At 61.2% G+C, this 22,327-nt stretch carries 23 protein-coding genes; 9 read left to right on the top strand and 14 right to left on the bottom strand.

Annotation, left to right across the window (positions count from 1 at the left end; all coding sequences use genetic code 11):
* Window positions 1-3: 3 nt before the first annotated feature.
* From GY33_RS0109575 to GY33_RS0109560, 4 genes are all read right to left on the bottom strand, one after another.
* Complete coding sequence (locus tag GY33_RS0109575; RefSeq protein WP_051822476.1) at window positions 4-780, bottom strand: HD domain-containing protein; 777 nt, start codon at window positions 778-780, stop codon at window positions 4-6.
* Entirely contained in the window at window positions 777-1,100 is a 324-nt protein-coding gene (locus tag GY33_RS19130) for a hypothetical protein (RefSeq protein ID WP_051822475.1), read from the bottom strand. Before GY33_RS19130 ends, GY33_RS0109575 begins: the two co-directional genes overlap by 4 nt.
* A gap of 75 nt (window positions 1,101-1,175) precedes the next feature.
* The gene (locus GY33_RS0109565) at window positions 1,176-3,272 is read right to left on the bottom strand and encodes a GspE/PulE family protein (RefSeq protein ID WP_084185032.1); all 2,097 of its coding nucleotides are present in this window, start codon (window positions 3,270-3,272) and stop codon (window positions 1,176-1,178) included.
* Entirely contained in the window at window positions 3,269-4,309 is a 1,041-nt protein-coding gene (locus GY33_RS0109560; protein WP_031387122.1) for a response regulator transcription factor, read from the bottom strand. The genes GY33_RS0109565 and GY33_RS0109560 overlap by 4 nt, the downstream gene beginning before the upstream one ends.
* A gap of 376 nt (window positions 4,310-4,685) precedes the next feature.
* Here GY33_RS0109560 and GY33_RS0109555 point away from each other — a divergent pair, with 376 nt between their 5' ends.
* Entirely contained in the window at window positions 4,686-4,892 is a 207-nt protein-coding gene (locus tag GY33_RS0109555) for a hypothetical protein (RefSeq protein ID WP_031387121.1), read from the top strand.
* Window positions 4,893-5,003: 111 nt separating this feature from the next.
* On the opposite strand, the gene GY33_RS0109550 is transcribed toward GY33_RS0109555, so the two are convergent.
* The gene (locus GY33_RS0109550) at window positions 5,004-5,237 is read right to left on the bottom strand and encodes a cupin domain-containing protein (RefSeq protein WP_235185499.1); all 234 of its coding nucleotides are present in this window, start codon (window positions 5,235-5,237) and stop codon (window positions 5,004-5,006) included.
* Between the two features lie 292 nt (window positions 5,238-5,529).
* On the opposite strand from GY33_RS0109550, the gene GY33_RS0109545 reads away from it, so the two are divergent.
* Window positions 5,530-6,108 (top strand): lipocalin family protein, encoded by a 579-nt coding sequence (locus tag GY33_RS0109545; protein WP_084185030.1) that lies wholly within the window; start codon window positions 5,530-5,532, stop codon window positions 6,106-6,108.
* Between the two features lie 2 nt (window positions 6,109-6,110).
* The gene (locus GY33_RS0109540) at window positions 6,111-6,464 is read left to right on the top strand and encodes a DVU0772 family protein (protein ID WP_031387118.1); all 354 of its coding nucleotides are present in this window, start codon (window positions 6,111-6,113) and stop codon (window positions 6,462-6,464) included.
* A gap of 24 nt (window positions 6,465-6,488) precedes the next feature.
* On the opposite strand, the gene GY33_RS0109535 is transcribed toward GY33_RS0109540, so the two are convergent.
* A complete protein-coding gene (locus GY33_RS0109535) occupies window positions 6,489-7,466 on the bottom strand; it encodes a ParB/RepB/Spo0J family partition protein (protein ID WP_084185028.1) in 978 nt (325 codons plus the stop codon).
* A 119-nt stretch (window positions 7,467-7,585) separates the two neighbouring features.
* Between GY33_RS0109535 and fusA the strand changes: the two genes are divergently transcribed.
* Together fusA and GY33_RS0109525 are read left to right on the top strand one after the other, a co-directional pair.
* On the top strand, window positions 7,586-9,646 hold the full coding sequence (gene fusA / locus GY33_RS0109530; RefSeq protein WP_031387116.1) for an elongation factor G: 2,061 nt from the start codon (window positions 7,586-7,588) through the stop codon (window positions 9,644-9,646).
* A 174-nt stretch (window positions 9,647-9,820) separates the two neighbouring features.
* The gene (locus GY33_RS0109525; RefSeq protein WP_031387115.1) at window positions 9,821-11,041 is read left to right on the top strand and encodes a methyltransferase domain-containing protein; all 1,221 of its coding nucleotides are present in this window, start codon (window positions 9,821-9,823) and stop codon (window positions 11,039-11,041) included.
* Window positions 11,042-11,134: 93 nt separating this feature from the next.
* Here the strand turns inward: GY33_RS0109525 and purD are convergent, their stop codons facing one another.
* A complete protein-coding gene (gene purD / locus GY33_RS0109520) occupies window positions 11,135-12,412 on the bottom strand; it encodes a phosphoribosylamine--glycine ligase (RefSeq protein ID WP_031387114.1) in 1,278 nt (425 codons plus the stop codon).
* Window positions 12,413-12,635: 223 nt separating this feature from the next.
* On the opposite strand from purD, the gene GY33_RS0109510 reads away from it, so the two are divergent.
* Together GY33_RS0109510 and GY33_RS19125 are read left to right on the top strand one after the other, a co-directional pair.
* Complete coding sequence (locus tag GY33_RS0109510; protein WP_031387113.1) at window positions 12,636-12,830, top strand: ferredoxin; 195 nt, start codon at window positions 12,636-12,638, stop codon at window positions 12,828-12,830.
* A gap of 5 nt (window positions 12,831-12,835) precedes the next feature.
* Entirely contained in the window at window positions 12,836-13,672 is an 837-nt protein-coding gene (locus GY33_RS19125) for a transposase (protein ID WP_084185026.1), read from the top strand.
* Here GY33_RS19125 and GY33_RS0109500 read toward each other — a convergent pair.
* From GY33_RS0109500 to GY33_RS0109485, 4 genes are all read right to left on the bottom strand, one after another.
* Entirely contained in the window at window positions 13,664-14,335 is a 672-nt protein-coding gene (locus GY33_RS0109500; protein WP_035271724.1) for a nitrite/sulfite reductase domain-containing protein, read from the bottom strand. The genes GY33_RS19125 and GY33_RS0109500 overlap by 9 nt on opposite strands.
* Before the next feature lie 716 nt (window positions 14,336-15,051).
* Entirely contained in the window at window positions 15,052-15,825 is a 774-nt protein-coding gene (locus GY33_RS0109495; RefSeq protein WP_031387110.1) for a sulfite exporter TauE/SafE family protein, read from the bottom strand.
* 95 nt (window positions 15,826-15,920) lie between these two features.
* Window positions 15,921-16,388, bottom strand: a complete 468-nt coding sequence (locus GY33_RS0109490) for a YaiI/YqxD family protein (protein ID WP_031387109.1) — start codon at window positions 16,386-16,388, stop codon at window positions 15,921-15,923.
* A 57-nt stretch (window positions 16,389-16,445) separates the two neighbouring features.
* Complete coding sequence (locus GY33_RS0109485; RefSeq protein WP_051822473.1) at window positions 16,446-17,411, bottom strand: patatin-like phospholipase family protein; 966 nt, start codon at window positions 17,409-17,411, stop codon at window positions 16,446-16,448.
* A gap of 240 nt (window positions 17,412-17,651) precedes the next feature.
* Here GY33_RS0109485 and GY33_RS0109480 point away from each other — a divergent pair, with 240 nt between their 5' ends.
* Together GY33_RS0109480 and GY33_RS0109475 are read left to right on the top strand one after the other, a co-directional pair.
* Window positions 17,652-18,341, top strand: coding sequence for a phosphoadenosine phosphosulfate reductase family protein (locus GY33_RS0109480; RefSeq protein WP_031387107.1), 690 nt, complete (start codon window positions 17,652-17,654; stop codon window positions 18,339-18,341).
* Window positions 18,342-18,351: 10 nt separating this feature from the next.
* The gene (locus tag GY33_RS0109475; protein WP_031387106.1) at window positions 18,352-19,383 is read left to right on the top strand and encodes a glycosyltransferase family protein; all 1,032 of its coding nucleotides are present in this window, start codon (window positions 18,352-18,354) and stop codon (window positions 19,381-19,383) included.
* A 37-nt stretch (window positions 19,384-19,420) separates the two neighbouring features.
* Here GY33_RS0109475 and GY33_RS19790 read toward each other — a convergent pair whose 3' ends face one another.
* The 3 genes from GY33_RS19790 to GY33_RS0109460 are packed head-to-tail and all read right to left on the bottom strand — an operon-like array spanning window position 19,421 to window position 22,300.
* Window positions 19,421-19,981: a 3D domain-containing protein gene (locus tag GY33_RS19790; RefSeq protein ID WP_051822472.1), complete on the bottom strand. Its 561-nt coding sequence runs from the start codon at window positions 19,979-19,981 to the stop codon at window positions 19,421-19,423.
* 48 nt (window positions 19,982-20,029) lie between these two features.
* Window positions 20,030-21,682, bottom strand: a complete 1,653-nt coding sequence (locus tag GY33_RS0109465) for an AMP-binding protein (protein WP_031387104.1) — start codon at window positions 21,680-21,682, stop codon at window positions 20,030-20,032.
* 48 nt (window positions 21,683-21,730) lie between these two features.
* Window positions 21,731-22,300, bottom strand: a complete 570-nt coding sequence (locus tag GY33_RS0109460; protein ID WP_031387103.1) for a helix-turn-helix domain-containing protein — start codon at window positions 22,298-22,300, stop codon at window positions 21,731-21,733.
* Window positions 22,301-22,327: the final 27 nt, after the last annotated feature.

The following is a 22,327-nucleotide window of genomic DNA, read 5'->3' as shown; positions in this document are numbered from 1 at the left end:
GACTTATTTCCGTTCCAAGGCGGAAAGCACGGTTTCCCGCACGCGACGAATTTTCTGCAGGTCCGGGAGGTCGTCCAGGAGTTCATTCAGGTGGCCACGCTCTTCCACGGCCTGCCTGGAGGCGGGGAAGTTCAGATCATAGACCCAGCTGCACAGCAGCAGTCGGAAGTCGTTGAGCGTGCGCATCCTGGCGTAGTCGCCCAATTTTCCGGCCAGGATCTGTTCCACCAACGCATCCGTGCAGACGGCGGGCTCGTCGTGCAATCCCAGAGTAACCACCGGGTTGTTCCGTGCGCCGGGACGAAGGTGCTCGATCATCACCTGGAAGATGTCCAGCTTGTCCGCATCCCGGACCACCCGGGCAGGGACCGCGGCCCAATCAGGAAGGTCGGGGGGCAAAAAGCGCTTGTTGTGCAGGATCACCGCCGCCAGCACGGCCTTGCGGTCGTGTTCATCCAGAGCCGCAAGCAGGCCGCGCCGCTTCAAGGTCCGAACCCCGAGACTGCCGTGATCCGTGGATTTGCGGTCGTCGAAGGTTTTATGGGTCGCATACTGCGGAAACCGCCCCACATCGTGGAACAGAGCGGCCCAGAGCGACCGGCGGGTCGCGTCCGGCTGAAGACCTTCCCGGATCGTAATCGTCTCGGCTTCCTGAAAAACCCGCAAGCAGTGGTCCAGCTTGAGGGCCATGTTGGCCCGGTCTTGCGCATCAGGGGAAAAATGTTCCCGAGCGAAGCCCACCAAGGCGAGTACGGGGGCCTCCATGTCCATGCCGGTCATTGTTCCATGAGTTTCCTGGCCCGTTCGAAATCCTCGGGTTCGATGCGCCCCTCCATCATCCGCTTGCGCAACACGGCCAGGGCCTGTTCAAGAGCCTGCTCATCGGAGGGTGCGTCCAGGTCGTCATCCCGCATTGGGCCGCCGGGTCCGAACAAATACCGCAGCAGGTACATCATCGCGGCCAGCACGAGACCGATGAAGACGAACTTCGTGAGCATGTTCAGCCAGCTTCCGACAAACGACGGCCCGAAGGGCCAATGGGCCCATTCGGACGTGCCCTGGGCCGTGAAGAGCAGTTCAACAACGGACAATATTTCCATTTACGGGGTTCTCCTCAAGTTTATCTCCGGGTGTTCGGCCACGAGTTTCGACTCTGATTCACCGAAACTTTTTACTCACCATCCACTGACCGAGCGCACCTGAACCATGTCCGTGAAGCCCTGGAGCACCTTGAGCAAAGCGTCTTGCTTCAGGGTCAACATCCCGTCAGCCACGGCTTGGTCCCGAATTTCCTCCGTGTGGCCGCGACGCTTGATCAGATTTTTGATCTGCGTGGAGCTGGTCATCAGTTCATGGGCCCCCGTTCTGCCGCGGTACCCATGGTTGCACTGCCCGCAACCCTTGGCCCGGTACAGGGAAATTTCCCGGGACATGGGAATGTACTGGTCAAAGCCCGGTCCAAATTCCTTGGCCAAGTCGTCCACCTCCTGCTTGTCCGGATGATAGGCCTCCTTGCAGTGGGAGCAGAGGGTTTTGATCAGGCGCTGGGCCACGACGCAGAGCAGGGAATCCGCGAAATTGAAGGGGTCCAGGTCCATGTCCAACAGACGGGTGATGGTTTCCGGCGCGGAATTGGTATGCAGGGTGGAAAAGACCAGGTGCCCGGTCAGCGACGCCTGGACCCCGATGTGCGCGGTCTCCGCGTCGCGCATTTCGCCGATCATGATCACGTCCGGGTCGGCTCGAAGAAAGGAGCGCAAGGTGGTGGCGAAATCCAGGCCGATCTTCGGGTTGATCTGAACCTGACGTAGCCCTTCCTGGGTGATTTCCACGGGATCTTCGGCGGTCCAGATCTTGCGCTCCGGGGTGTTGATGTAGCTGATGGCCGAATGCAGGGTCGTGGTTTTTCCGGAACCGGTTGGCCCGACCACGATGATCAGCCCGTAAGGCTTGTAGACCGAAGACTTGAACTTGGCCAGGTTCTCGTCGGACATGCCCAGCCGTTCCAAAGGCAAGGGCTTGCCGGAGGCCAGTACGCGCAGAACCACGTCTTCGTGATTCTCGATGGTCGGCAGGATGGCCACCCGGAATTCGACGATCTTGCCCAGCTCGGGCAGGCGCATCTTGATCTTGCCGTCCTGGGGCAGTCGGCGCTCGGCGATGTTCAGGTGAGCCATGATTTTGACACGGGAAATCAACGGCTTGGCCATCCCGGCGCGGATCTTGCGGAATTCGTGACAACTGCCGTCGATGCGAAAGCGCACCGTGCAATAGCGATTCTGAGGGTCGGGCTCGATGTGAATGTCCGAGGCACCTCGCCGCCAGGCTTCCACCAGCAGGGCGTTGACCAGCCTGACGACCTCGGAGTCCGAGACCCCGGTTTCCTCGTCCAAGCCCGGTTCAGCCTCCTCGTCTGTCTGGGCCTCCATCGAGTCCCCGAGCTCCATCAGTTCCTCGGACCCCAGGCTGCGGTAGAACAAGTCGATGAAGCCCTGGATGTCCAATGCCAGGGCGACCTTGGGCTCGATCCGGCTGGTGCCGAAAATGAACCGGATTTCGTCCAACCGGGCGTGATCAAAGGGGTTGGCCATCAACACGGTGATGGAATTGCCATCAACGGCCAGCGGGGTCCAGCCGGAGCGCTTCAGATAATCCGGGTCCAGCTTGCGTTTTTCCAGTAGTTCAAAAGGCGCGTCGATATTCGGATCAAAGGGCACGAAAGGCACTTCGTAAAACGCGGACAAGGATTCGCCCAGCACGGCCTTTTCCAGCTTCACTTCCCGAAGCAAATACTGGTCCAGATCCTCGCCGGCCTCCTTGGCGGTCTGGGTCATTTCCGCGAGTTGGTCTTCGGTCAGTAAACCACGAGAAACCAACAGGCTGTAGCGGTGTTGCGGACGAAGCTCCCGATGGCCGATGGCTTTCAACTTATCAGCCAGTCCCGGATGGTTCGGGTTCAGCCGGTGGGCCTGCCAAAAAGCCTGCTTGGCCTGGGTCATATCCTTGGCCTGAAACAAGGCCTGCCCCAGCTGATAGTAGAGCGCGGCCTGCTCGGGCATGGAAAGCGAGGATTCCATCACCGCCTTGGCCAGAAAGTCGGCCATTTCCCGGTGCTGCCCCAGGGCGCGCATGGACTGGATCAGTAGGGTGATCACCGCGAAGGTCTTCCCGCCTCCGCGATATTCGTCCAGCAAGGACTGAACCGCGTCCTGAAAGCGTCCTTGGCGAAACAACACTTCGCCCTGTAATGGGGAGGTCGGGGCGACGGTCATGAGCGTTGCGGATGGCCGAGCGGAGTACCGCCACCGGGTGGAAGATCGGGTAAAAGACGTTCCATGACGACCTTCGGGGTCAGGACGGTCTCGGAAAACTCGGCCCGGGTAATATCAACGTGACCTTCACGCTGATCTGCCCAGTCCCAGAGCAGGGCCGCGGCCTTGGTCAGATGGCGGGGTTCAAACTGGGGGAGAACGGTCAGAGGACGGACTTTCAGCTCCAGCGGCGTGCGGATATGGGAATTCCTGGCCACGGACCCGTTCCAATCCCTGATCTGCCCGCCCAAACGATAGATCAGCATTTGCAGGTGCTCCCGGTCCACGTCAGGGGCCAGCAAACAATACATCCCGAACTCGATTTTACCCAATCGGTCGTAACTACGCAGGGCAAGTCGGACTTGAACGGAAAGATCCCGCTCCATCCATTCGGCCATCATCAGCCCGTAGTTCAGGTGCACGTCTTCCAGACGATGAAACGCGACCACGGCCAGGGAAAAACAGGCCCGTTTACGAAACGACTTGTTCAACTCCTCGTGGATGGCGCGCTTAAGCCCGGCCGTGGTCAGGATGCCGGAGGAGGTGTCCATGTATTCCAGGGAGTCCGATTGTCGCCGCCGCTCCAGAACCTTCCAGGCCTTGCGCACCCGCCAGACCAGTTCTCCAGGAAAGTAGGGACGCAACAGGAAGTCGGCGATCCCGCCGTCGTCACTGCGAGCAATCCTGGCGAAATTGTCACCGGAACCGACCATGATGATCGGCAGACACTGCCCCAGGAAACGGTTGCGGTGACGGACCAGGTGGACGAAATCAAATCCGTCGATGTCCGTGGCTTCGGCCGGGACGAGCACCACATGCGGCTCCCGCAGGTCCTCGATCATCCCTAAGGCCCCGAGGTGGCTCCGGACCACGCGAACGGCGAAATTGCCCCTGGCCAGTTCGGACTCCATGGCCCGGGCCATGCCCGCGTCGGGTTCGATCAGGAGAACGGAACCGACGTGTTCGACCTTGTTCTCCGCCACGATCCTAGATTCCATCTTAACTCCATCCGTTCCATCCAGAGGTACCGGAGCACCGTCCGAAAGCTCGCATTTTGGGAAAAGCAGCTCGACATGACCTCAACGCATATCCCCGGGCATGAAGAAATGCAACAAAATTGACTTGCGCGAGGGGGGCAATTATTGCTTTGCGACTCGAGGCGGCTCCTGGTACAAGGTGCTTCCATGAAGGGGCCGCCTTAACTGAGATATCTAGGCAGTCCGTTCAAAAAGCCCTCGTGCAAGGAGCAAGAAAAGGTTTAGTTCGAAGCGTATTTATTGATACGTGAGAGCTTGAACTTTTGCAGCGACGTAGCAATTGGGAGTTTTTCAACGGACTGCTGTCCGCGTACACCAACCAAATAAGGAGGCAGCCATGTCTTGGGTAGCCATCAGACGGTTCAATGTCGGGGATCCCGACATCGTGAAAATGAAAAAGCACTGGGAGGACGTGGCCGAGGATCTGGGTCTGCTCGCCGAATCGAACGTTCTGCTGGAGGAAGGCGAGAAAGAGGTCAAACTCTACGTCAGCCAAGCGGTCAACGAGTTCTTCCAGGGGCAACCAGGAAGGCAGTACGGATGACCTACTCCCCTCGAACGCCTCTTCGGGAGCAGCCTTAAACCTGGACACCCCGCACCGACTAAGCGCCGCGCCGACTTTTTGGCGCGGCGTTTGTCATGCGACTTTTCTTGGCTACAGCAACGGGGGGCTGTGATGAATAAACAGCCGTAGCGGCTCCCGTCCGATATTCCGCACTCCATGCTCAACGCCCACCGGAGCAAGAAGATAATCCTCCGGGCCGACTCTCCGCCACTCTCCGTTGATGAACACTTCCGCCTCGCCGGACAGCACGAAGATGGAGTCCAGTTGCGGATTATGGGTATGGATCGGCACCTCGACTCCGGGATCGATCTCTAATTGAGACACGCTGATCTTATCCGAATCCGTTCCCCGCACCAAAACCGCGATTCTGACCCCGGAAAATTTTTGATGATCCGTAAAAACGCGCTCTGCATGAGGTAAAAACATTCCGTGCATACGCCCTCCTGGTTATCGAAAAACACGTCACGTCACCGACCATCGCCTTCCAACTTACACTATTGAACACTTTATCCTCCTTGGTGCATCGAATCAACCCGAGCACGCGGTTTGCGCAATCGCCCCGGCCCAGGTAAAGTTCCGATTCGAGAAACCAAGCACAACAACCAAGGAGGCGATCATGAGCGGCAAAGGCATCATTGCAGTGCTCCTGGCGACGCTGCTCGCCGTGCCCATCTCCGCGCTCTTCTCTGGTTGCGCGGGCATACCCAAGGGAGTTGAGCCGGTGAGCGGGTTTGAACTAGAGCGGTATCTGGGGAGGTGGTATGAAATCGCCCGGCTGGATCATTCCTTCGAGCGCGGCCTGAACAACGTCACGGCCGAGTATTCGATGCGCGACGACGGAGGGGTGAGGGTGCTCAACCGAGGGTATGATCCGCGCAAGGATGTCTGGAAGGAAGCCGAGGGGCGGGCTTATTTCGTGGACGATCCGAGCACGGGGCGGCTGAAGGTTTCTTTTTTCGGACCATTTTACGGCGGCTACAACATCCTGGAGTTGGACCGAACGGGCTATGAATACGCCCTGGTGGCCGGGCCAACCCTTTCGTATCTGTGGGTTCTGGCCAGATCCCCCTGGCTGGACGAGACCGTGGTCCGCCGATTGACGGACCGGGCCGCACAGTTGGGGTTTGCCGTGGAAGAGCTGATCTTCGTTGAACATACAATCCAAGACACAACCAAAACCGCAAAGGGGCAATGAGCATGAGTGATCTGGATGCCTGCAAGACGTGGCTGAACGAGGTCAACTGGGACATGATCCACGAGGACGCGGTGACCATGTTTCTGGAGTGGGGCAACAACAATTGGCACGACGCCATGCGCCTGCCCGTGCGAGGCTCGGACGAGTACTCCATCTACTTCGTTATCGACACCTGGGAGGAGCCCAAGGTGGTGCTGATGAAGATGACCAACTACGGCTCCACGACCCTGTGCGAGAAACGCCTTCCCGAGGATTTGGCCAAGAGCTACCTGGAGTCCATCGGCGGGCTGAAGGGGATTCACGAGCTGAGCCCGGAAATCAAGGAATGGCTGACCGCGGAATTGGAGAAGAAGTAACGTTCAGAGAATAGAGATCCAACGTCACGGCTCGGATTGCTCATCTTGGGCGATCTGAAACAGTCCTTTCAGACAGCCCAAAGGGCTTTCCGGTGCCGTGGCCTCGTTCAGGGCTCGGGCCGCGGCCCGGAGATCCTCGACGCTTCGGGCCCGCAAACGCAGTTCCACGGCGTCGGATTCAAAGTTCGGGCTGGGAATGATCTCCCAGCGGGACGAGCCGAAAAGGCGTTTGGCCAGATCCCCGAAACGATATCCCATCCCGTCCAATTGGGGGTACCGGAGGGCTTTGGCCTGAGTGGTCAGAGCTTGCAGGGCGTCCTGAGGGGCGAGGCCGCTTTCCAGCACCCGACGACCGTCGACGGCTTCCAGGGTTTGGACCAGGGACCATCCGCGGCCCAGGACCGTTTCCTGGAGCAGAGTCAGCCACTGAACGGCCCGACCCTGGGACCATTTCCAGGCCTCGAAATAAGGTCGTAACGCTTCCAGTTCGTCTTGGCGGAGCCGGGCCAGAATCGTTCCCGCGGCCAGGGGGACGTTGCCGACGCGAAGCAGATCGTCCCAGAACACGGGCAGTTCGATCCAGGCCAGATATTTTCGCCATATCCCGGAGCGGGGGGGGACGCCCAGCAGAGGGGCGACACACCGGGTCAGTTCTTCCGGCTCAAGCAGCGGCTGGAAATACCGCAGGGCCTGAACGCGCATGGGCTCGTCCAGGGGCCGGTGCGTATTGGCGTGCAGATAGAGCAGGCCGTCCTCCAGAGGTGAACCCGGGCCGGGCAGACACCTCGCCGTGATTTCCCGGTGCTCTTGGGCCAGGAAGGCCGCCCTGCGGTACCCGGACAACAGCTTGTACCCTTCGTCGTGAGCCCGGATCAGAACCGGGTCCAGTTGCCCCACCTCCCGTATCGATCGACACAACTCATCCGGGGGAGAGCCGGCCCAGAACAAACTGGCTCCCGAACAATCCAACTGGGACGCATAAACCCTTATCCAGCCTGCCATTCGAGAGCCTCCCTTGACATTCTTCCAACCCCGTCTCTATAGGTGCAAAGCTTACAACAGCGCAGCATCTTCGCCTGACGGCGCCACCCCTTACCAACACAATCCCTGAAGGAGGCCGAATGCAGGATAAGCTCAGCACCCAACGCACATACGCCCTGGTCGGACATGGAGGCAGCGGAAAAACATCCGTGGCCGAAATGTTGCTGTTCAACACCTCGGTGATCAACCGCCTGGGCAAGATCGACGAGGGCACCACCTGCCTGGATTACGAACCCGAAGAAGTCAAGCGACGGGGCGGTATTCAGCCCGGATTCGGCCAATACTTCTGGAAAAAAAACCAGCATTTCCTCATCGACGCGCCCGGGGACAACAATTTCTGCGGCGACCTGCCCTACCTCCTGAGCGCCGCGGACGGCGCGGTCTTCGTGATCGACGCGGTGGACGGCGTCAAGCCCCTGACCAAACGATTCTGGGCCGAAGTGAAAAAAGCCGGTCTGCCGGCCATGGTGGTCATCAACAAAATGGACCGGGACCGGGCCAACTTTGAAATGGCCTTCAACGGGTTGCAGGAAATCCTGGGCATCAAGCCGGTCCTGTTGCATCTTCCCTTGGGCTCGGAGGCTGACTTCAAAGGGGTGGTGGACGTCCTGGCCGAGCAGGCCTTGCTGTTCGACGACGCCGGGAATCTCAAGCCCGGCGAGATGCCCGGGGATGTGGCCGACCAGGTGGCGACCCTCCGGGAAACCATGATGGAAAACATCGCCGAAAGCGATGAGGAGCTGATGGAGAAGTACCTGGAAGAGGGCGAGCTGACCCTGCCGGAAATGCAGGGCGCTCTGCGCAAGGGCGTGCTCTCCGGTGAGTTGGTGCCGGTGACGGTCTGCGCGGCCCTGGTCAACCGGGGCGGCCCGCTGATCCTGGACGTGATCCAGGACCTGCTGCCCTCCCCTCTGGACCATGCGAACTGGGTCGGCGCGGACGGCGAGGAACGCCCCTCCAGCCCCGACGCTCCGACGGCCTGCTTCGTCTTCAAGACCATCGCCGACCCTTTCACCGGCCAACTCAGCGTGCTGCGCGTGCTCTCCGGCGTGCTCACCCCGGATATGACCCTGTTCAACCCCGGTAAGGACGCCAAGGAGCGGATGGGACAGCTCTTGCTGCTCCAGGGCAAGACCACCACGCCGAGCAAGGAACCGCTGGGTCCAGGGGCCATCGTGGCCGTGGCCAAGCTCAAAAGCACGACCACCGCGGACACCTTGTGCGACGAGAAAAAGCCCTTCCAACTGGCCGCCCCGCAACTGCCCACGAGCATGATCACCTACGCCCTGGGCGCGGAGGAAAAGGGCGAGGAGGACAAGGTCTATGCCGCGGTGCAGAAGTTGCTGGACGAGGACGTGACCCTGAGCCTGTCCCGAGGCGAGGAAACCGGGGAGATGCTGCTGTCCGGCATGGGCCAGATGCACATCGAGACCGCAGTGGAAAAGTGCCGACGACGCTACAAGGTAAACATCGTGCTCAAACCACCCAAGGTTCCCTATCGAGAGACCATCAAGGGCCGAGCCGAGGTCCAGGGCCGGCATAAGAAGCAGTCCGGCGGCCGGGGCCAGTTCGGCGACTGCTGGATCCGGATGGAGCCTTTGCCACGGGGTGCGGGTTACGAATTCGTGGACGCCATTGTCGGCGGCGCCATTCCCCGACAGTACATCCCAGCCGTGGACAAGGGCATCCAGGAGTCCTCCCTGCGCGGGGTCCTGGCCGGATATCCCCTGGTGGACTTCAAGGTCACCCTGTTCGACGGCTCCTTCCACACCGTGGACTCCTCGGAAATGGCCTTCAAGGTGGCCGGTTCCCTGGCTTTCAAAAAGGGGGCCGAGGAAGCCAAGATTCAGCTTCTGGAGCCCATTGTGCTGATGACCGTGTACACCCCGGACGAGTTCATGGGCGACATCATCGGCGATCTGTCCAGCCGCCGGGGCAAGGTCCTGGGCACGGACTCCCACGCCGGAGTCACCGAAATCCGCGCCCACGTGCCCATGTCCGAGGTCCTGGAATACGCCCCGACCCTGCGCTCCATGACCGGCGGCCAGGGCACCTTTGTCATGGAGTTCGACCACTACGAGGAATGCCCGCCGCCGGTGGCGGAAAAGGTGGTGGCCGAGTCCAAGACCAAGGAGGAATAGTCCGGGTCTTGACCGGGCCTCTTGAAGAATTATCTCTGCATAAAAGCTGTCGAAAAAGGGGAGAACTCCCCGACTTCGGTTGCAAAGGGGCGGCTTTTTAGCCGCCCCTTTGCATTTGGCCCAACTGACCCATCAACCTCTGAACCCAACTCAGGGTGAGCAAAGAAGGAGATTGTGAGCGGACTTGGTGAACACAGTTTGACGACGTTGGAACTGGCCCTGGAATGGCAAAGCCCGGAATCCCGGCATCTGGAACGGTATCTGGCCCGGCGCGTGAACCTCTGGCGCGACGTGTTTCCGCCCGGATTCAAGGAGGCCCTGCTGGGCAAGTCAGCAGGCGACACGGTGGAGAAAGCCTATCAACCCGGAGAAGCCGTCCCGGATCATGATCCGAAACTGATCCATGCTGTACCCCGATCCCGGTTCCAGCGCCGAACCGTGGGCGGACGGATCATCGAACCGGCCCGTGGACGATTTTATCCGCGAGGAATGCTGGGAGACATGCTCGGGGTGTACCCGCAGGATTCACGCCCCGGACGGATCATCGAACTGGATGAATCATCCATGGTCGTGGACCTCAACCACCCCCTGGCCGGACGACCGTTGACCCTGCGGGCCACGGTTAAGGACACGGCGGACAAGGTCACGGAAACCGGGGGGCGATTGACCTGCTGGCTGGAAGAAATCGCGGACAGCGGGCCGGGAATGCAGTGCCGCGGTGGCGGGCGCCCGACCAGCTTTGACCTGCAAGACGGACTCCACCGCCGGGACGAGACCGAGGACTCGCGGTTTTACGCTTCGCCCCGAATCATCGGCCATGTTGACGCCCAGGCCGGGGAGTTTCTGAAAGAGACCTATGCGGACGCCCTGTCAACCCTGTCCGCGAAGGCCAAGGTTCTGGATCTGATGAGCAGCGTACAGTCCCATCTCCCTGAACACCTCGACCTGCACGTCACCGGGCTGGGCTTGAATCTGGAGGAAATGGAGACCAACCCCCGTCTGGCTGAGCGGGTGGTCCACGATCTGAACGCGACCCCCAAGCTGCCCTTTCCGGACAAGAGCTTCGACGCCGTGGCGTGCAGCCTGTCCATCGAGTACCTGACCACCCCCCAGGCGGTCATCGCCGAGTGCGCCCGGGTGTTGCGCCCCGGCGGGGCGCTTATGGTGGGGGTTTCCAATCGCTGGTTCCCGACCAAGGCCGTCCGGATATGGATGGACCTGCACGAATTCGAGCGCGTCGGCCTGGTCCTGGAGTATTTTCAGACCGTACCGACCCTCACGGACTTGCGAACCGTAAGCATCCGCAACTGGTGGCGGCCCGAGGACGACCCGCACATCGACCAGACCCTGACCAGCGATCCGGTCTATGTGGTCATGGGGACGGTTCAGGGCTGATTTGATCGGTAATACCGAAAACATGGCCCCCTGGTTCGGCATCCCAACGGATGTAAACTGAACCAAGGGGCTTTTTTTGTCGGAGGTCGGCCTTCACCCGGCCCGGTCGATGCCCTTGGCCCCGATGTCCCGCCGCAGGTATTTCCCGTCAAAGTCAATCAAATCCGCGGCCTGGTAGGCGGCGGATCGAGCGGAGACAAGGTCCGGAGCCAGGGCCGTGACGCCCAGAATCCGGCCTCCGGACGACACCAGACGGCCATTTTTCAGGGTCGTACCGGCCTGGAACACAGTGACTCCGGGCACGACTTCGGCCCTGTCCAGGCCTGAGATGGCCATACCCTTGGGATACGAACCAGGATACCCCGGCGCGGCCAGCACCACGCACAGTCCGGTCTTCTCTGACCACCGCACCGGAACCTGGGCCAACCGCTTTTCGCAGCAGGCGGACATGATTTCAGCCAAATCGGACTCCAGGCGGACCATCAGCGGCTGACATTCCGGGTCTCCGAAGCGGACGTTGTATTCCAACACGTACGGCCCTTTAGCCGTGAACATCAGTCCGGCATAGATGACCCCCTGAAAAGGCTGCCCTTTTTCGGCCAGTAATCGGATCAGAGGGGTGATGGTCGTCTCGGTCAGCTCGGCAAGGTTGCTTTCGGGCAGGATCGGGGCCGGGCTGTAGGCGCCCATGCCGCCTGTGTTCGGACCGGTGTCGTTCTCGCCCACGGGCTTGTGGTCCTGGGCCGAGGGCAGCGGGACCACGGTCTTTCCGTCGCAAAAGGCCAGCAGCGAGGCTTCTTCGCCCACCAAGGCCTCCTCGATGATCAGTCGCTCTCCGGCCGCGTCGAAAATCCGCCGGACCATGATCGCGTCAATGGCCTCCAAGGCCTCTTCCCGTGTCTTGGCGATGATCACTCCCTTGCCAGCGGCCAACCCGTCCGCCTTGATCACCATGGGCAAGGGGTGCTTTTTGGCATACTCCCTGGCCTCGTGGGCTTCCTCGAAAACCCGGAAGTCCGCCGTGGGGATCCCGGCCTTGCGCATCATGTTTTTGGCGAAGACCTTGCTCCCCTCCAGCCGGGCGCAAAAGGCGCTGGGTCCGAAACAGGCGATACCTTCGTTGGACAGAGCATCCTTGAGCCCCAGAACCAGAGGCAATTCCGGACCTGGGACCACCATGTCCACCTTGTGTTCCCGTGCGGCGCGGACCAGAGCGGGAATATCATCGTCCGTGATCGGCAAACTCTCCCCCATCCCGACCGTGCCCGGATTGCCGGGTGCGACGAGCAATGTCTCGACCAGAGGGCTTTGCTTGAGTTTCCAGGCCAGGGCGTGTTCACGTCCACCGGATCCGACGAGCAGGATGCGCATGATGCAACTCCAGGGAAAAGGCTTGAGGTTCAAGGCGGTTTTTTTTCAGCAGGGAGTTATGTGGGGGACGGATGATCTGTCAAGCAGGGTAGACAAACGCCTGGTTCACTCCTAGAACCTCGGGCTGGTACAGTACGCGAATCATATCCCGGCCCGCGCGAGATGTTCGCGACGAAGCCGGGACGGGGTTCGACGTCCCGATTGACTCTCAAGGAGGACTATCATGGCCAGAAAGGTGTTCATTGACCAGGACGAATGCATTGGGTGCGGGGTTTGCGAGGAAATGTGTCCGGAAGTGTTCCACCTGGACATAGGGACGGGCAAGGCGGAGGTGGTTCAGGAAGAGGGCGGTCCGGAAGATCAGATTCAGGAGGCCGTGGAAAACTGCCCGGTGGAGTGCATTCACTGGGAAGGATAGGGGAAATGGCCCGCCGCGCCACTCTCGCGTCGGACCGGAACCCGCTGCAAGCGCTTTTCGCGGCCCATTGCTGGCCCGAGGGCGAAGTACGCTGCCCCCGCTGCGGACGACGATCCGTCTATCCGCTCAAGGATGGTCGGTATCGTTGCGGGGCGTGCGTATACACCTTTCACGACTTCACCGGCCGCTGGCTGAATCGGTGCGCGCTCTCACGAGCCCAGTGGATGGCCGTGATGCGCCTGTTCGTGGAAGGCGTGCCGGCCACGGAAATGGCCGGAGAGATTCAGGTTTCCTACGAAACCACCCTCAAGGCGGTGAACACGCTGCGGCTCAGCCTTCTGGCCGGGGACCCGTCCTTCGCGCCGTTGCTCGATGAACAGGGCGAACTGCGCAGGCACTGCCGCGGGAAAGCCGCCGAAGACGCGCACTGTCTGGGCAAGGACGCTCCGGTATTCGGGCTGCGCCGAACGCCCGGGACAGTGCGCTTCGAGTTGCTTCCCGACCTGGATGTCCGGGAAATTCTCGGACGTCCGCTCCGCAAGCGCATTTGGCGCACCCTCGTCTACACCGAACCCGCCGAGGGCCGCGAGGCCCTTTTTTTTGCCTGCTGCGGCAACTTGCGTAAACTCTTCGCCAAAAAGTGGGATCAGGAAACCATCCCCATGGACGCGGACCGGACTTTTTGGCGGTTCGCGGGAGACTGGCTGACCCGCTACCGCTGCTTCACCCCGGAATGCTGCCCGCTGTACCTTAAGGAACTTGAATTCCGCTTCAACACGCCGCAAAAGGACTGGCTCCCTCTTCTCCTGAAGCACCTTTGTCGGCCCGTGCCCTCAAACTGAGCCGTCGGGACGGCAGTCCGCAACCTCCCCCAGCACCTCCCGCCTGAAAACCTCCGCCCCGATCCGCTCCATGAACCTGGCCGTCCGTTCCCGTGGCTTGGCCTTGGCGGCGTAGCAACTCAGGCAGGCCCGGGTCAGTTCCACAGCCTGGTCGTCGATCAGGTCCCGGGCGATCGCGTCGCCGATCCGAGGGCGTCCGCCGCCGTTGCCGCCGAAGATCAGGGTCCAGCCTTTTTTCTTGCCGAATAGCCCCACGTCCCGGATATAACTCTCGCAACAGTTCATCCCGCACCCGGACAGACCGAGCTTCGTCTTGGCCGGCAACGCGACGTCCTTGACCGCCTTGTCCAGCTTGCGGCCCAGTTCCAGGGAATCCAGTTGGCCGTACTTGCACCAGCGCGAGCCCGGACAGGCCTGGATGTAATGCACGCCGGCGGGCCTTTTCGGACCGTCCGGAAAACCCAAGTCCCGCCAGATGTCCGCCGCGGCCTCCGGCCCGTGCCCGCCGATGGCCAGACGCTGGGCCGAGGTGATCTTGAGCAGGGGGATCTCGTGTTTGCGCACCGCCGCGGCCACGGATTCCAGGTACTCGGGCGTGACCAGGCCCATTTCAGGGCCAGGCAGGATGTTATAGGACTTTAAAGATGGAGCGGTATCGGACATGATGGTCTCCTGGTCGTTGATACGTGGTTAAACCCAAACAGTTGATGGTTTCGCCCCATCCCTACTCCCAGCGACGAACACGATCCTTGATATGAATCAATTCCGACTCACCCGACTCAAGGCCGACCGCCTACTGACGACCCACACGGCGCATCACCGGACAGACCGGTTTCAGACAAGTTTGCCTCCACCCCTGGCGTAGTCTACTGATTTCGACATCCATGTAGGTGCAAAAAGAAAGGAACCATGAATATTCGCTTGGCCAGGACGGATGACGATATTGCCGCTTGTTGCCTCGTGATGCGGGAGCTTCGCCGCATGTGTCGGAAGAGGGATTTGTCGCCCGGGTGCGGCTCCAGGAGCAGAGCGGCTATCACTTGGCGTTGGTGGAAGACGACGGCGTGATTGTCGCGATGGCCGGGTTCAGGACGGGAGAAAACTTCGCGTGGGGGCGGTTTCTCTATGTTGACGACCTGATCGCGACCGAAAACCGCCGTTCACGAGGTACGGCGCGGCGTTGCTGTCCTGGCTCCGAGACTACGCGACGACGGTAGGTTGTCTGCAAATGCACCTGGATTCAGGTCTTCAAAGAGCAGACGCGCACCGATTTTACGAACTCGAGGGCATGTCGAAAAGCGGCTTCCATTTCGTGCAACACTTGGAGCTGACATAACCGTGAAGTGATGGTCCCGCTGAAGGAGGCCGTCACTTCCACTTTACAGCAGTCCCGTCCCCAGACCCAGCGCCACCAGAAAGAGCATCACCGAAACGATCACCTGCAAAAACTTGATGGTCACCTTCTTGACCAGCCGCGTGCCGAGGAAGGTTCCGGCAAAGGCGGCCAGGGTCGCGGCGATGACCGTGGTCGGGTTGCCCAGGACGTCCGCGGACTTGAGCAGGCCGGCGTAGACGGTCATCCGGGAGAGATCCACGATCACGGCCAGCATCACGCCGGTGCCGATGAAGGCTTCCTTGGTCAGCCCGCTTTTGATCAGGAAGGCGCTGCGCATGGCCCCTTGGTGGCCGGAAAGACCGCCGAAAAAGCCACTGAGAATGCCGCCCAGGGGCAGGTACCGGCGGTCAAAGGCCAGGTTCTGGAACCAGGGCCACAGCTCCAGGCCCGCGAACATGGCCATGAGCATGGCGATGGTCAGCTTCACGGGCTGGATCTCGAACTCCCGTCCCGCCAGGGTATATGTCGTCAGCGGGGAGGCCTGGGCCAGGGAGAGCAGGATCCAGGCTCCGAGAAAGCTGGCCGCCAGGGCAGGCAGGCCGAAACGCAGCAGCACGCCCTTGTCCGCGTTGCGCCCGAACAGCGAGGCCTTGAAGATGTTGTTCAGCAGATGCACCACCGCGGTCTGGGCCACGGCCACGGGCACCGGAAAGAAGATGGCGAAGACCGGCATGAGCAGGGTGCCCATGCCGAAGCCGGAAAACAGGGTCAAGGCCGAGGCGACCAGGGCCGCCACGCAGACGATGAGGATGTCCATTGTTCTTCTCCTTGCACTGTACAACAAGAAATCCATTTCGATATCGAAATCCGATATAATATTTCCTTGCTCACATTGCAAGCTGACAGCCCGTCCTACCGGGCACTGTCAGGGTGTGCGCGGCGGATTGATTGGATCATTTCATCGAGCTGATGCAGGAAACGGGAGCGATCCTGCTTTTTGAGCGGCGCAGGCCCTCCGGTCATCTCCCCTGAGCTGCGAAGTTCCGCCATCAGGCCCCGGACTGCGACGGCTGAGCCGATGCTTTCGGCGGTAAAGGTTTTTCCGGTTGGGCCGACGACGAGCGCGCCCTTTTTCAGGCAGCGGTCGGCCAGCAGGATGTCGGCGGTAACGACGATGTCGTGGGCGTCGACGTGTTCGACAATCCAATCATCAGCCGCGTCAAAACCGCCCTTCACCACCATGAGCGTTACCCGAAGTTCACTGGGTACGTGCATCCGCGAATTAGCCACCAGCGTCACGTCAAGCTGGTACCGGCTTGCGACGCGATAAACTTCCTGCTTGACCGGGCACGAGTCGGCATCAATGTAGATGTGCAGCAATTGCATTCATCCTTTGGGCTGATGAGTGGAGAAAAAAACAAGAGGATAGGCCCTTTTTCAGGCCGCCAGATACTCCCGCAAGGCGTTCATGCGGTTCTGAGCCGCGAAGTAGCCGTGGTCGTAGAGATCGTAGAGCCTCTTGGGGTCGCGGCAGACCCGGCCCACGCCCAGGGTCGTGTCCGGCCGGATGACAAAGGCCTCACCCCGGGCCTCCATGTCCCGGATCGCGGTCTGGGTCTGGTTGTAGACGTCATGACGGTGGGCCAAGAGCCGGTGCATGCCCGCGAGTTCGGGATGCCGCCATCTGCAGGCCCATCCGCTTTTGCTCGGCTTTTTGACGTATCCGTCCGGCTGGGTGAGGACGATCACGCGCTTTGCGTCGCCCTGCTCCACGCAAGCGCGGACCGGTATCGGATCAACGATGCCGCCGTCCATGACCATGCGCCCTTGATAACGCACCGGGGTCGAGATTACGGGCAGGCTAGCCGTGGCCCGGAACACATCGTCCACGGAATCGTCGGTCCGGGCGAACTCGCCCTTTTCCAGCCAGACCGCCTCGCCCCGCACGCAATCGGTCAGAACGACCCGGAATTTCACCGGACTGTCCCGGAACGCCGCGTAGTCAAAGGGAATGATCTGCCGCGGGACAACCTGGAAAATGAACTCCATGCCGAACAACTCCCCGCCGCGCAGCAGCCGAAGCCAGCTCAGATAGCGGCGGTCCCGCACGAAACCGATGTTCACCATCCGGTTGCGCTCCGGCTGGAGGGCCACGTAATTGGCCCCGTTGCACGCGCCCATGGACACCCCGTACACCGAAGCGAACCACAGCTCCTCGTCCATGAACCGCCGCAACACTCCGGACGTGAACACCCCGCGCAGCCCTCCGCCTTCCAGCACCAGGCCGGCGTCGACCAGATTCAGCTCCACGTCGATCCCACCAGACGTCCCCATGCTTCCCGCCGAATCTTTCCGACGTCGATCGGCGTCCACCTCCAGGTCGATCCAGGCGACCGAGCCCATAAATGCACCGTACCCATCTTCTTATCCTCATTGGTTCGCCCGCGCAAAAGACAACTTCTTCAGCCTTCCAACACCGCAGGATGCAAATCCGTATTCTCACTCGGATCAACCTGGCGTCAACCGAAATTGAAAATCAGGCATGGCTGACGGCCTGTTGCCCAATTGTCCACACTGACATACAGGTTTGGCCAACCAATCGTCGCATGAAGTTCGAAAAACTGATTGCGAGGAGCCGTTGTCATGCTGCACGATAAAATTCTCCACTCCCGACACATCCTCGAACAGGTTCTGGCCAAACACGGTCCTGAGCGGACCGCCGTGGCCTGGACCGGAGGCAAGGATTCCACCGTGGTCCTCTGGCTGTGGCGCTCTCTGCTCCGGGAGCGGGACATGGCCCCCTGCCGGGCCGTGAACCTGGATACCGGGTTGAAGTTTCTCGAGGTACTGGAGTTGCGCGATCAGGTGGCCCGGGAATGGGAAATTGACCTGCATGTGCAACGCCCGGACATCCCCTTGGATGTTTACCCAGTGGCCCAGGACAAGCTGACTTGCTGCCGCGACCTGAAGATTCTCCCCTTACAGCAGGCCATCGTCGACCTCCGCCTGTCCGCCCTGCTCACTGGACTACGCCGGGACGAAGCGCCCAGCCGATGCGACCGCCAGCCCGTGGAGCCTCGCGAATCCCCGGATCATCTCCAGGTCAACCCGATCCTGGACTGGACGGAAATGGACATCTGGGCCTGCATCATGGAACAAGGGCTGCCCTATTGCACGCTCTACGCCCAAGGCTACCGCTCCCTGGGCTGCATGCCCTGCACCGTCGCGCCGGATCAGGCCCCGGATCTGGCCGCGGGCGGCGGGGAGCGCTCCGGCAGGGATCAGGACAAGGAACGCCAAATGGAAACCCTGCGCAGTCTGGGATACTTTTGAGGCACAAAGCATGCGCATCTTGAGCGTTGGGGGAACGGACTTCGTCCCGGCCTGGAAGAACATGGGGCACCATGTCCTGACCATGGGCAAAGGGGCCGGTCATGACGTGACCCTTGAGCATCTCATCGGTCCGCGGGAACTGTGGGAGATTCTTTCGGCCAGGGACTTTCGGCCGGAGCTGACCGTTTGGGTGGACCGGTGTCGGCCGCTGGAGGTCTTCGGTCTGGAGCGGCTGCCGGGGGTGGTGGTCGGGTACTCCATCGACCAGTACTGCAACCCCTGGCACGTGCCCTACAGCTGGGCCTTTGACTTGTTCCTGGTGGCCCAGAAGGATTATCTGAAGCTGTTCCGGGACCCTCGGGCCTGGCGCGAGTGTCGCTGGTTTCCGCTTTACTGCCGTCTGGACATGGACCGGGATCCCGGCATGGAGCGGGACATTCCGGTCAGTTTCGTGGGCACGCTGAATCCGCCGCTGAACCCGGACCGAGGGCCGTTTTTACGCCGGTTTCGCCAAACTTGCCCTACCATTGTCCAGCAGGGCGCGTACGCGCCGATTTTTGGGCGCAGTCGGATCGTGATCAACCAGAGTGTTGTGGGCGAGTTGAATTTTCGGCTGTTCCAGGCCGCGGCCTGCGGCGCGGCGGTGCTCACCGAGGACGTGGAAAACGGCCTGCGCGAGGTCTTTGTCCCTGGTGAAGAAATCCTGATCTATCCCCGCAACGACGCCTCAGCCGCGGCCCGCATCGCCCGCGAAGCCCTGGACGATCCGGAACGGCTGGAGGAAATCTCCCGGCGCGGCAAGCGCCGGGTGCTTCGGGACCACAGCGCCACGGTTCGGGCCCGGGAAATCATCCGGCTGGCCGAGGAACTCCTGGTTTCCGGTGCCGGGAACCGACGCAAAAACGGGATGAGGCTGGTCCGCGAGCACCTGCTCAAGACCTACGCCTCCCTGGCCACGGACAAGGAAATCCCTTTGCCCCTGGAACACCGTCATTTCTATGCCGAAGTCGCTCGGGACGCCTGCCTGGAGACGTTCGGGTAGCGGACGGCCGACACACAGCCCTTTCGGGATTGACCCGTCATTCCCGATTCCAATTGAACACTGCCGTGATATCGAAGTCGCCGTCGTAGTGCTCCGGGAGCAGGGGCTCGATCAGGGTCACGAAGACGTCCAGGATCACGCCGATGTCTCGGGCTTCCTCGACGTCGGCCACCAGGACGTCGATGGACTTCGAGTACCTGGGGTTCATCAGGTCTCCGACGAACCGCACGCCAAAGCCTTCCACGTAGACCCGTTTGCCCAGCCAGCCCCGCAGGTCCTGGGAAACCGCCACCGTCCATCCGGGTCTTGGAGTCTGCATGATCGCGGTGTTTTCCACGTCTTCATTGGTTTCCTCGGGCCTGGCCGTGTAGGCGGTCAGGCGCAGCCGGTGGGTGTTGGCCTCGCGGTAGCGGTCCAGCATCAGCTTGAGGATCGTGATCTTGTCCTGGGCCTTGAGCAGCTCCAACTGATGCTCGGCGCTCACCAGGCTCTCTTCGGCTGAAGGCGGCACCATGTCCTGGACACGTGCGCCTGACTGAACCAGGAGGTAAACGTTCGTCAGGGCCAGGATGAGAATGATCGGGAGCGAAAAACGCATGGGATGGTCTGTGGCGTCGCGAGGCGTAGACCGGGCCGCCTCCTCCGGTCAGCGCATGGCCTCGGGAAACAGCTTGGCCGCGGTTTCGCGCAGTTTGTATTTCTGGATCTTGCCGCTGGCGGTCATGGGGTAGGACTCCACGAAGGCGATGTATCTCGGCGTCTTGTAGCGAGCGATCTTCCCCCGGCAGAAGTCCCTGACCTCTTCCGGCGTAAGCGTCACGCCGGGCTTGGGAACGATGAACGCGCCCACCTCCTCCCCGTACTTGCGGCTGGCCACGCCCACCACCTGGACGTCGGATATTCCCTCCATGGTGTACAGGAATTCCTCGATCTCCCGGGGATAAACGTTCTCCCCGCCCCGGATGATCATGTCCTTGATCCGTCCGGTGATGGCCAGGTAGCCGTCCTCGTCCATCACGCCCAGGTCGCCGGAGTGCAGCCAGCCGTCCGCGTCGATGGTCTGGGCCGTGGCCTCGGGCATGTTGTAGTAGCCCTTCATCACGTTGTAGCCCCGGCAGCAGACCTCGCCCTGGACGCCCGGCGGCACGGGCTGGTTGGTTTCCGGGTCCACCACCCGGACCTCGATGGCCGGCATGGCCCGACCCACCGTGGCCACCCGGCGGTTGACGTCGTCGTCCACCCGGGTCTGGGTCATCACCGGCGAGGTCTCGGTCAGGCCGTAGCAGATGGTGATGTCGCGCATGTACATCTTTTCCATGACCTGGCGCATCACCCGCACCGGACAGGGCGAACCGGCCATGATTCCGGTGCGCAGGGAGCTGAAGTCGAACTTGGGAAAGAGGCGGTGCTCCAGCACGGCGATGAACATGGTCGGCACGCCGTAGAGGGCCGTGCAGCGCTCCTGCTCCACCGAGGCCATCACATGCACCGGGTTGAACCCTTCCAGGATGACCAGGGTGCTGCCGTGGCTGACCGCGGCCAGCACGCCCAGCACGCAACCGAAGCAGTGAAACAGCGGCACGGGCAGGCAGATCCGGTCCTTGTGGGTGAAAAGCTGGTTCTCGCCGATCCAGAAGCCGTTGTTGGCGATGTTGTAGTGGGTGAGCATCACCCCCTTGGGAAAGCCGGTGGTCCCGGAGGTGTACTGCATGTTCACCACGTCGTGGGGATCCAGCGTGGCCTGTCTGGCCAGATAGTCGGCCTGGGAAACCATGTGCCCCAGGGCCAGCAGTTCAGGAATGGAGTACATGCCCCGGTGTTTTTCCGGCCCCAGAAAAAAGATCCGCTTCAAGTGCGGAAAACGTTTGCTGCGCAGGTGCCCCCGGGCGTCGACGCGCAGTTCGGGGACCAGTTCGTTGACCGTGGCCACGTAGTCCGTATCCCGGAATCCGTCGATCAGAAAGATGGTCTCCGCCTCGGACTGCTCCAGGAGATAGGCCAGTTCGTTGGATTTGTAGTTGGTGTTCACGGTCAGGAGCACCGCGCCGATCTTGGCCGTGGCGAACTGCAGCGCCACCCAGTAAGGCACGTTGGTGGCCCAGACCGCCACTTTCTCCCCTTTTTGCACCCCCAGGTGCATCAGGCCCTTGGCCAGTTGATCCACCACCTCCCCGAACTCCTGGTAGGTGAGGCGAAAGTTGCGGTCCACGTAGACCACGGCGTCATTGTCCGGATAGTCCCTGACGGCCTCGTCCAGAAGTCGGCCCAGGGTGATTTCTCGAAGAATTGGCTTGTCCACGAATGCTCCCCAGATGGACGTTTGTTGAGCAACTACCTGTTCGGAACGTTACTCAGGGATGTACAATACCGCGTAGATCTCCGCCGGTTCCGGGCCCACCGCTCCCACGTGATGCGGAATCGCGGAGTTGTAGTAGACCGAGTCTCCGGCCTTGAGTCGCTGGGTCTCCCGGCCGTAGCGCAGCTCGATCTCTCCGGATACGACGACGATGAATTCCTCGCCCTCATGGGCGGAAAGGCTTTTTTCCTGGGCCGGGTCGGGGAGCACCTGGATGAAGAAGGGCTCCATGTGCCTGTCGGTCTTGCCCAGGCCCAAGGGGAAGAAGCGCAGGGCCAGCGGACCGCCGTGGTCCTTGTGCATGTTCAGCCCGGCCTGGCGTTCTTCGAGGCGCACGATCAGCGGATCGCGGCTGACCTGATCGTCCAGAAAGGTGCCCAGCCGCACGCCCAGGCCCCGGGCGACCTTCAGCAACGGGCCGAGGGAGGGGACATCCCCGGAGTCTTCCATGCGGGAGATGAATTCCGGAGCCAAACCAGTGCGCTCGGCCAACTGCTCCCGGTTGATTTCCCGCTCCTCCCGCAAGTTGCGGATTCTGACGCCGACGTTTTCTTTGCTCATGTTCCGAACCTTTGGTAAGCATGACCG

Origin of the sequence: Desulfonatronum thiodismutans, assembly GCF_000717475.1 — a bacterium.
GTDB lineage: Bacteria > Desulfobacterota > Desulfovibrionia > Desulfovibrionales > Desulfonatronaceae > Desulfonatronum > Desulfonatronum thiodismutans.
Note: the sequence above shows the minus strand (reverse complement) of the source record. Positions and strands in the feature narration are given on the sequence as shown.

Coding starts and splice junctions, on each gene's coding strand:
- GY33_RS0109575 (WP_051822476.1), bottom strand. CDS start 780: ATGACCGGCATGGACATGGAGGCCCCCGTACTCGCCTTGGTGGGCTTC.
- GY33_RS19130 (WP_051822475.1), bottom strand. CDS start 1,100: ATGGAAATATTGTCCGTTGTTGAACTGCTCTTCACGGCCCAGGGCACG.
- GY33_RS0109565 (WP_084185032.1), bottom strand. CDS start 3,272: ATGACCGTCGCCCCGACCTCCCCATTACAGGGCGAAGTGTTGTTTCGC.
- GY33_RS0109560 (WP_031387122.1), bottom strand. CDS start 4,309: ATGGAATCTAGGATCGTGGCGGAGAACAAGGTCGAACACGTCGGTTCC.
- GY33_RS0109555 (WP_031387121.1), top strand. CDS start 4,686: ATGTCTTGGGTAGCCATCAGACGGTTCAATGTCGGGGATCCCGACATC.
- GY33_RS0109545 (WP_084185030.1), top strand. CDS start 5,530: ATGAGCGGCAAAGGCATCATTGCAGTGCTCCTGGCGACGCTGCTCGCC.
- GY33_RS0109540 (WP_031387118.1), top strand. CDS start 6,111: ATGAGTGATCTGGATGCCTGCAAGACGTGGCTGAACGAGGTCAACTGG.
- GY33_RS0109535 (WP_084185028.1), bottom strand. CDS start 7,466: ATGGCAGGCTGGATAAGGGTTTATGCGTCCCAGTTGGATTGTTCGGGA.
- fusA (WP_031387116.1), top strand. CDS start 7,586: ATGCAGGATAAGCTCAGCACCCAACGCACATACGCCCTGGTCGGACAT.
- purD (WP_031387114.1), bottom strand. CDS start 12,412: ATGCGCATCCTGCTCGTCGGATCCGGTGGACGTGAACACGCCCTGGCC.
- GY33_RS0109510 (WP_031387113.1), top strand. CDS start 12,636: ATGGCCAGAAAGGTGTTCATTGACCAGGACGAATGCATTGGGTGCGGG.
- GY33_RS19125 (WP_084185026.1), top strand. CDS start 12,836: ATGGCCCGCCGCGCCACTCTCGCGTCGGACCGGAACCCGCTGCAAGCG.
- GY33_RS0109500 (WP_035271724.1), bottom strand. CDS start 14,335: ATGTCCGATACCGCTCCATCTTTAAAGTCCTATAACATCCTGCCTGGC.
- GY33_RS0109495 (WP_031387110.1), bottom strand. CDS start 15,825: ATGGACATCCTCATCGTCTGCGTGGCGGCCCTGGTCGCCTCGGCCTTG.
- GY33_RS0109485 (WP_051822473.1), bottom strand. CDS start 17,411: ATGGGCTCGGTCGCCTGGATCGACCTGGAGGTGGACGCCGATCGACGT.
- GY33_RS0109480 (WP_031387107.1), top strand. CDS start 17,652: ATGCTGCACGATAAAATTCTCCACTCCCGACACATCCTCGAACAGGTT.
- GY33_RS0109475 (WP_031387106.1), top strand. CDS start 18,352: ATGCGCATCTTGAGCGTTGGGGGAACGGACTTCGTCCCGGCCTGGAAG.
- GY33_RS19790 (WP_051822472.1), bottom strand. CDS start 19,981: ATGCGTTTTTCGCTCCCGATCATTCTCATCCTGGCCCTGACGAACGTT.
- GY33_RS0109460 (WP_031387103.1), bottom strand. CDS start 22,300: ATGAGCAAAGAAAACGTCGGCGTCAGAATCCGCAACTTGCGGGAGGAG.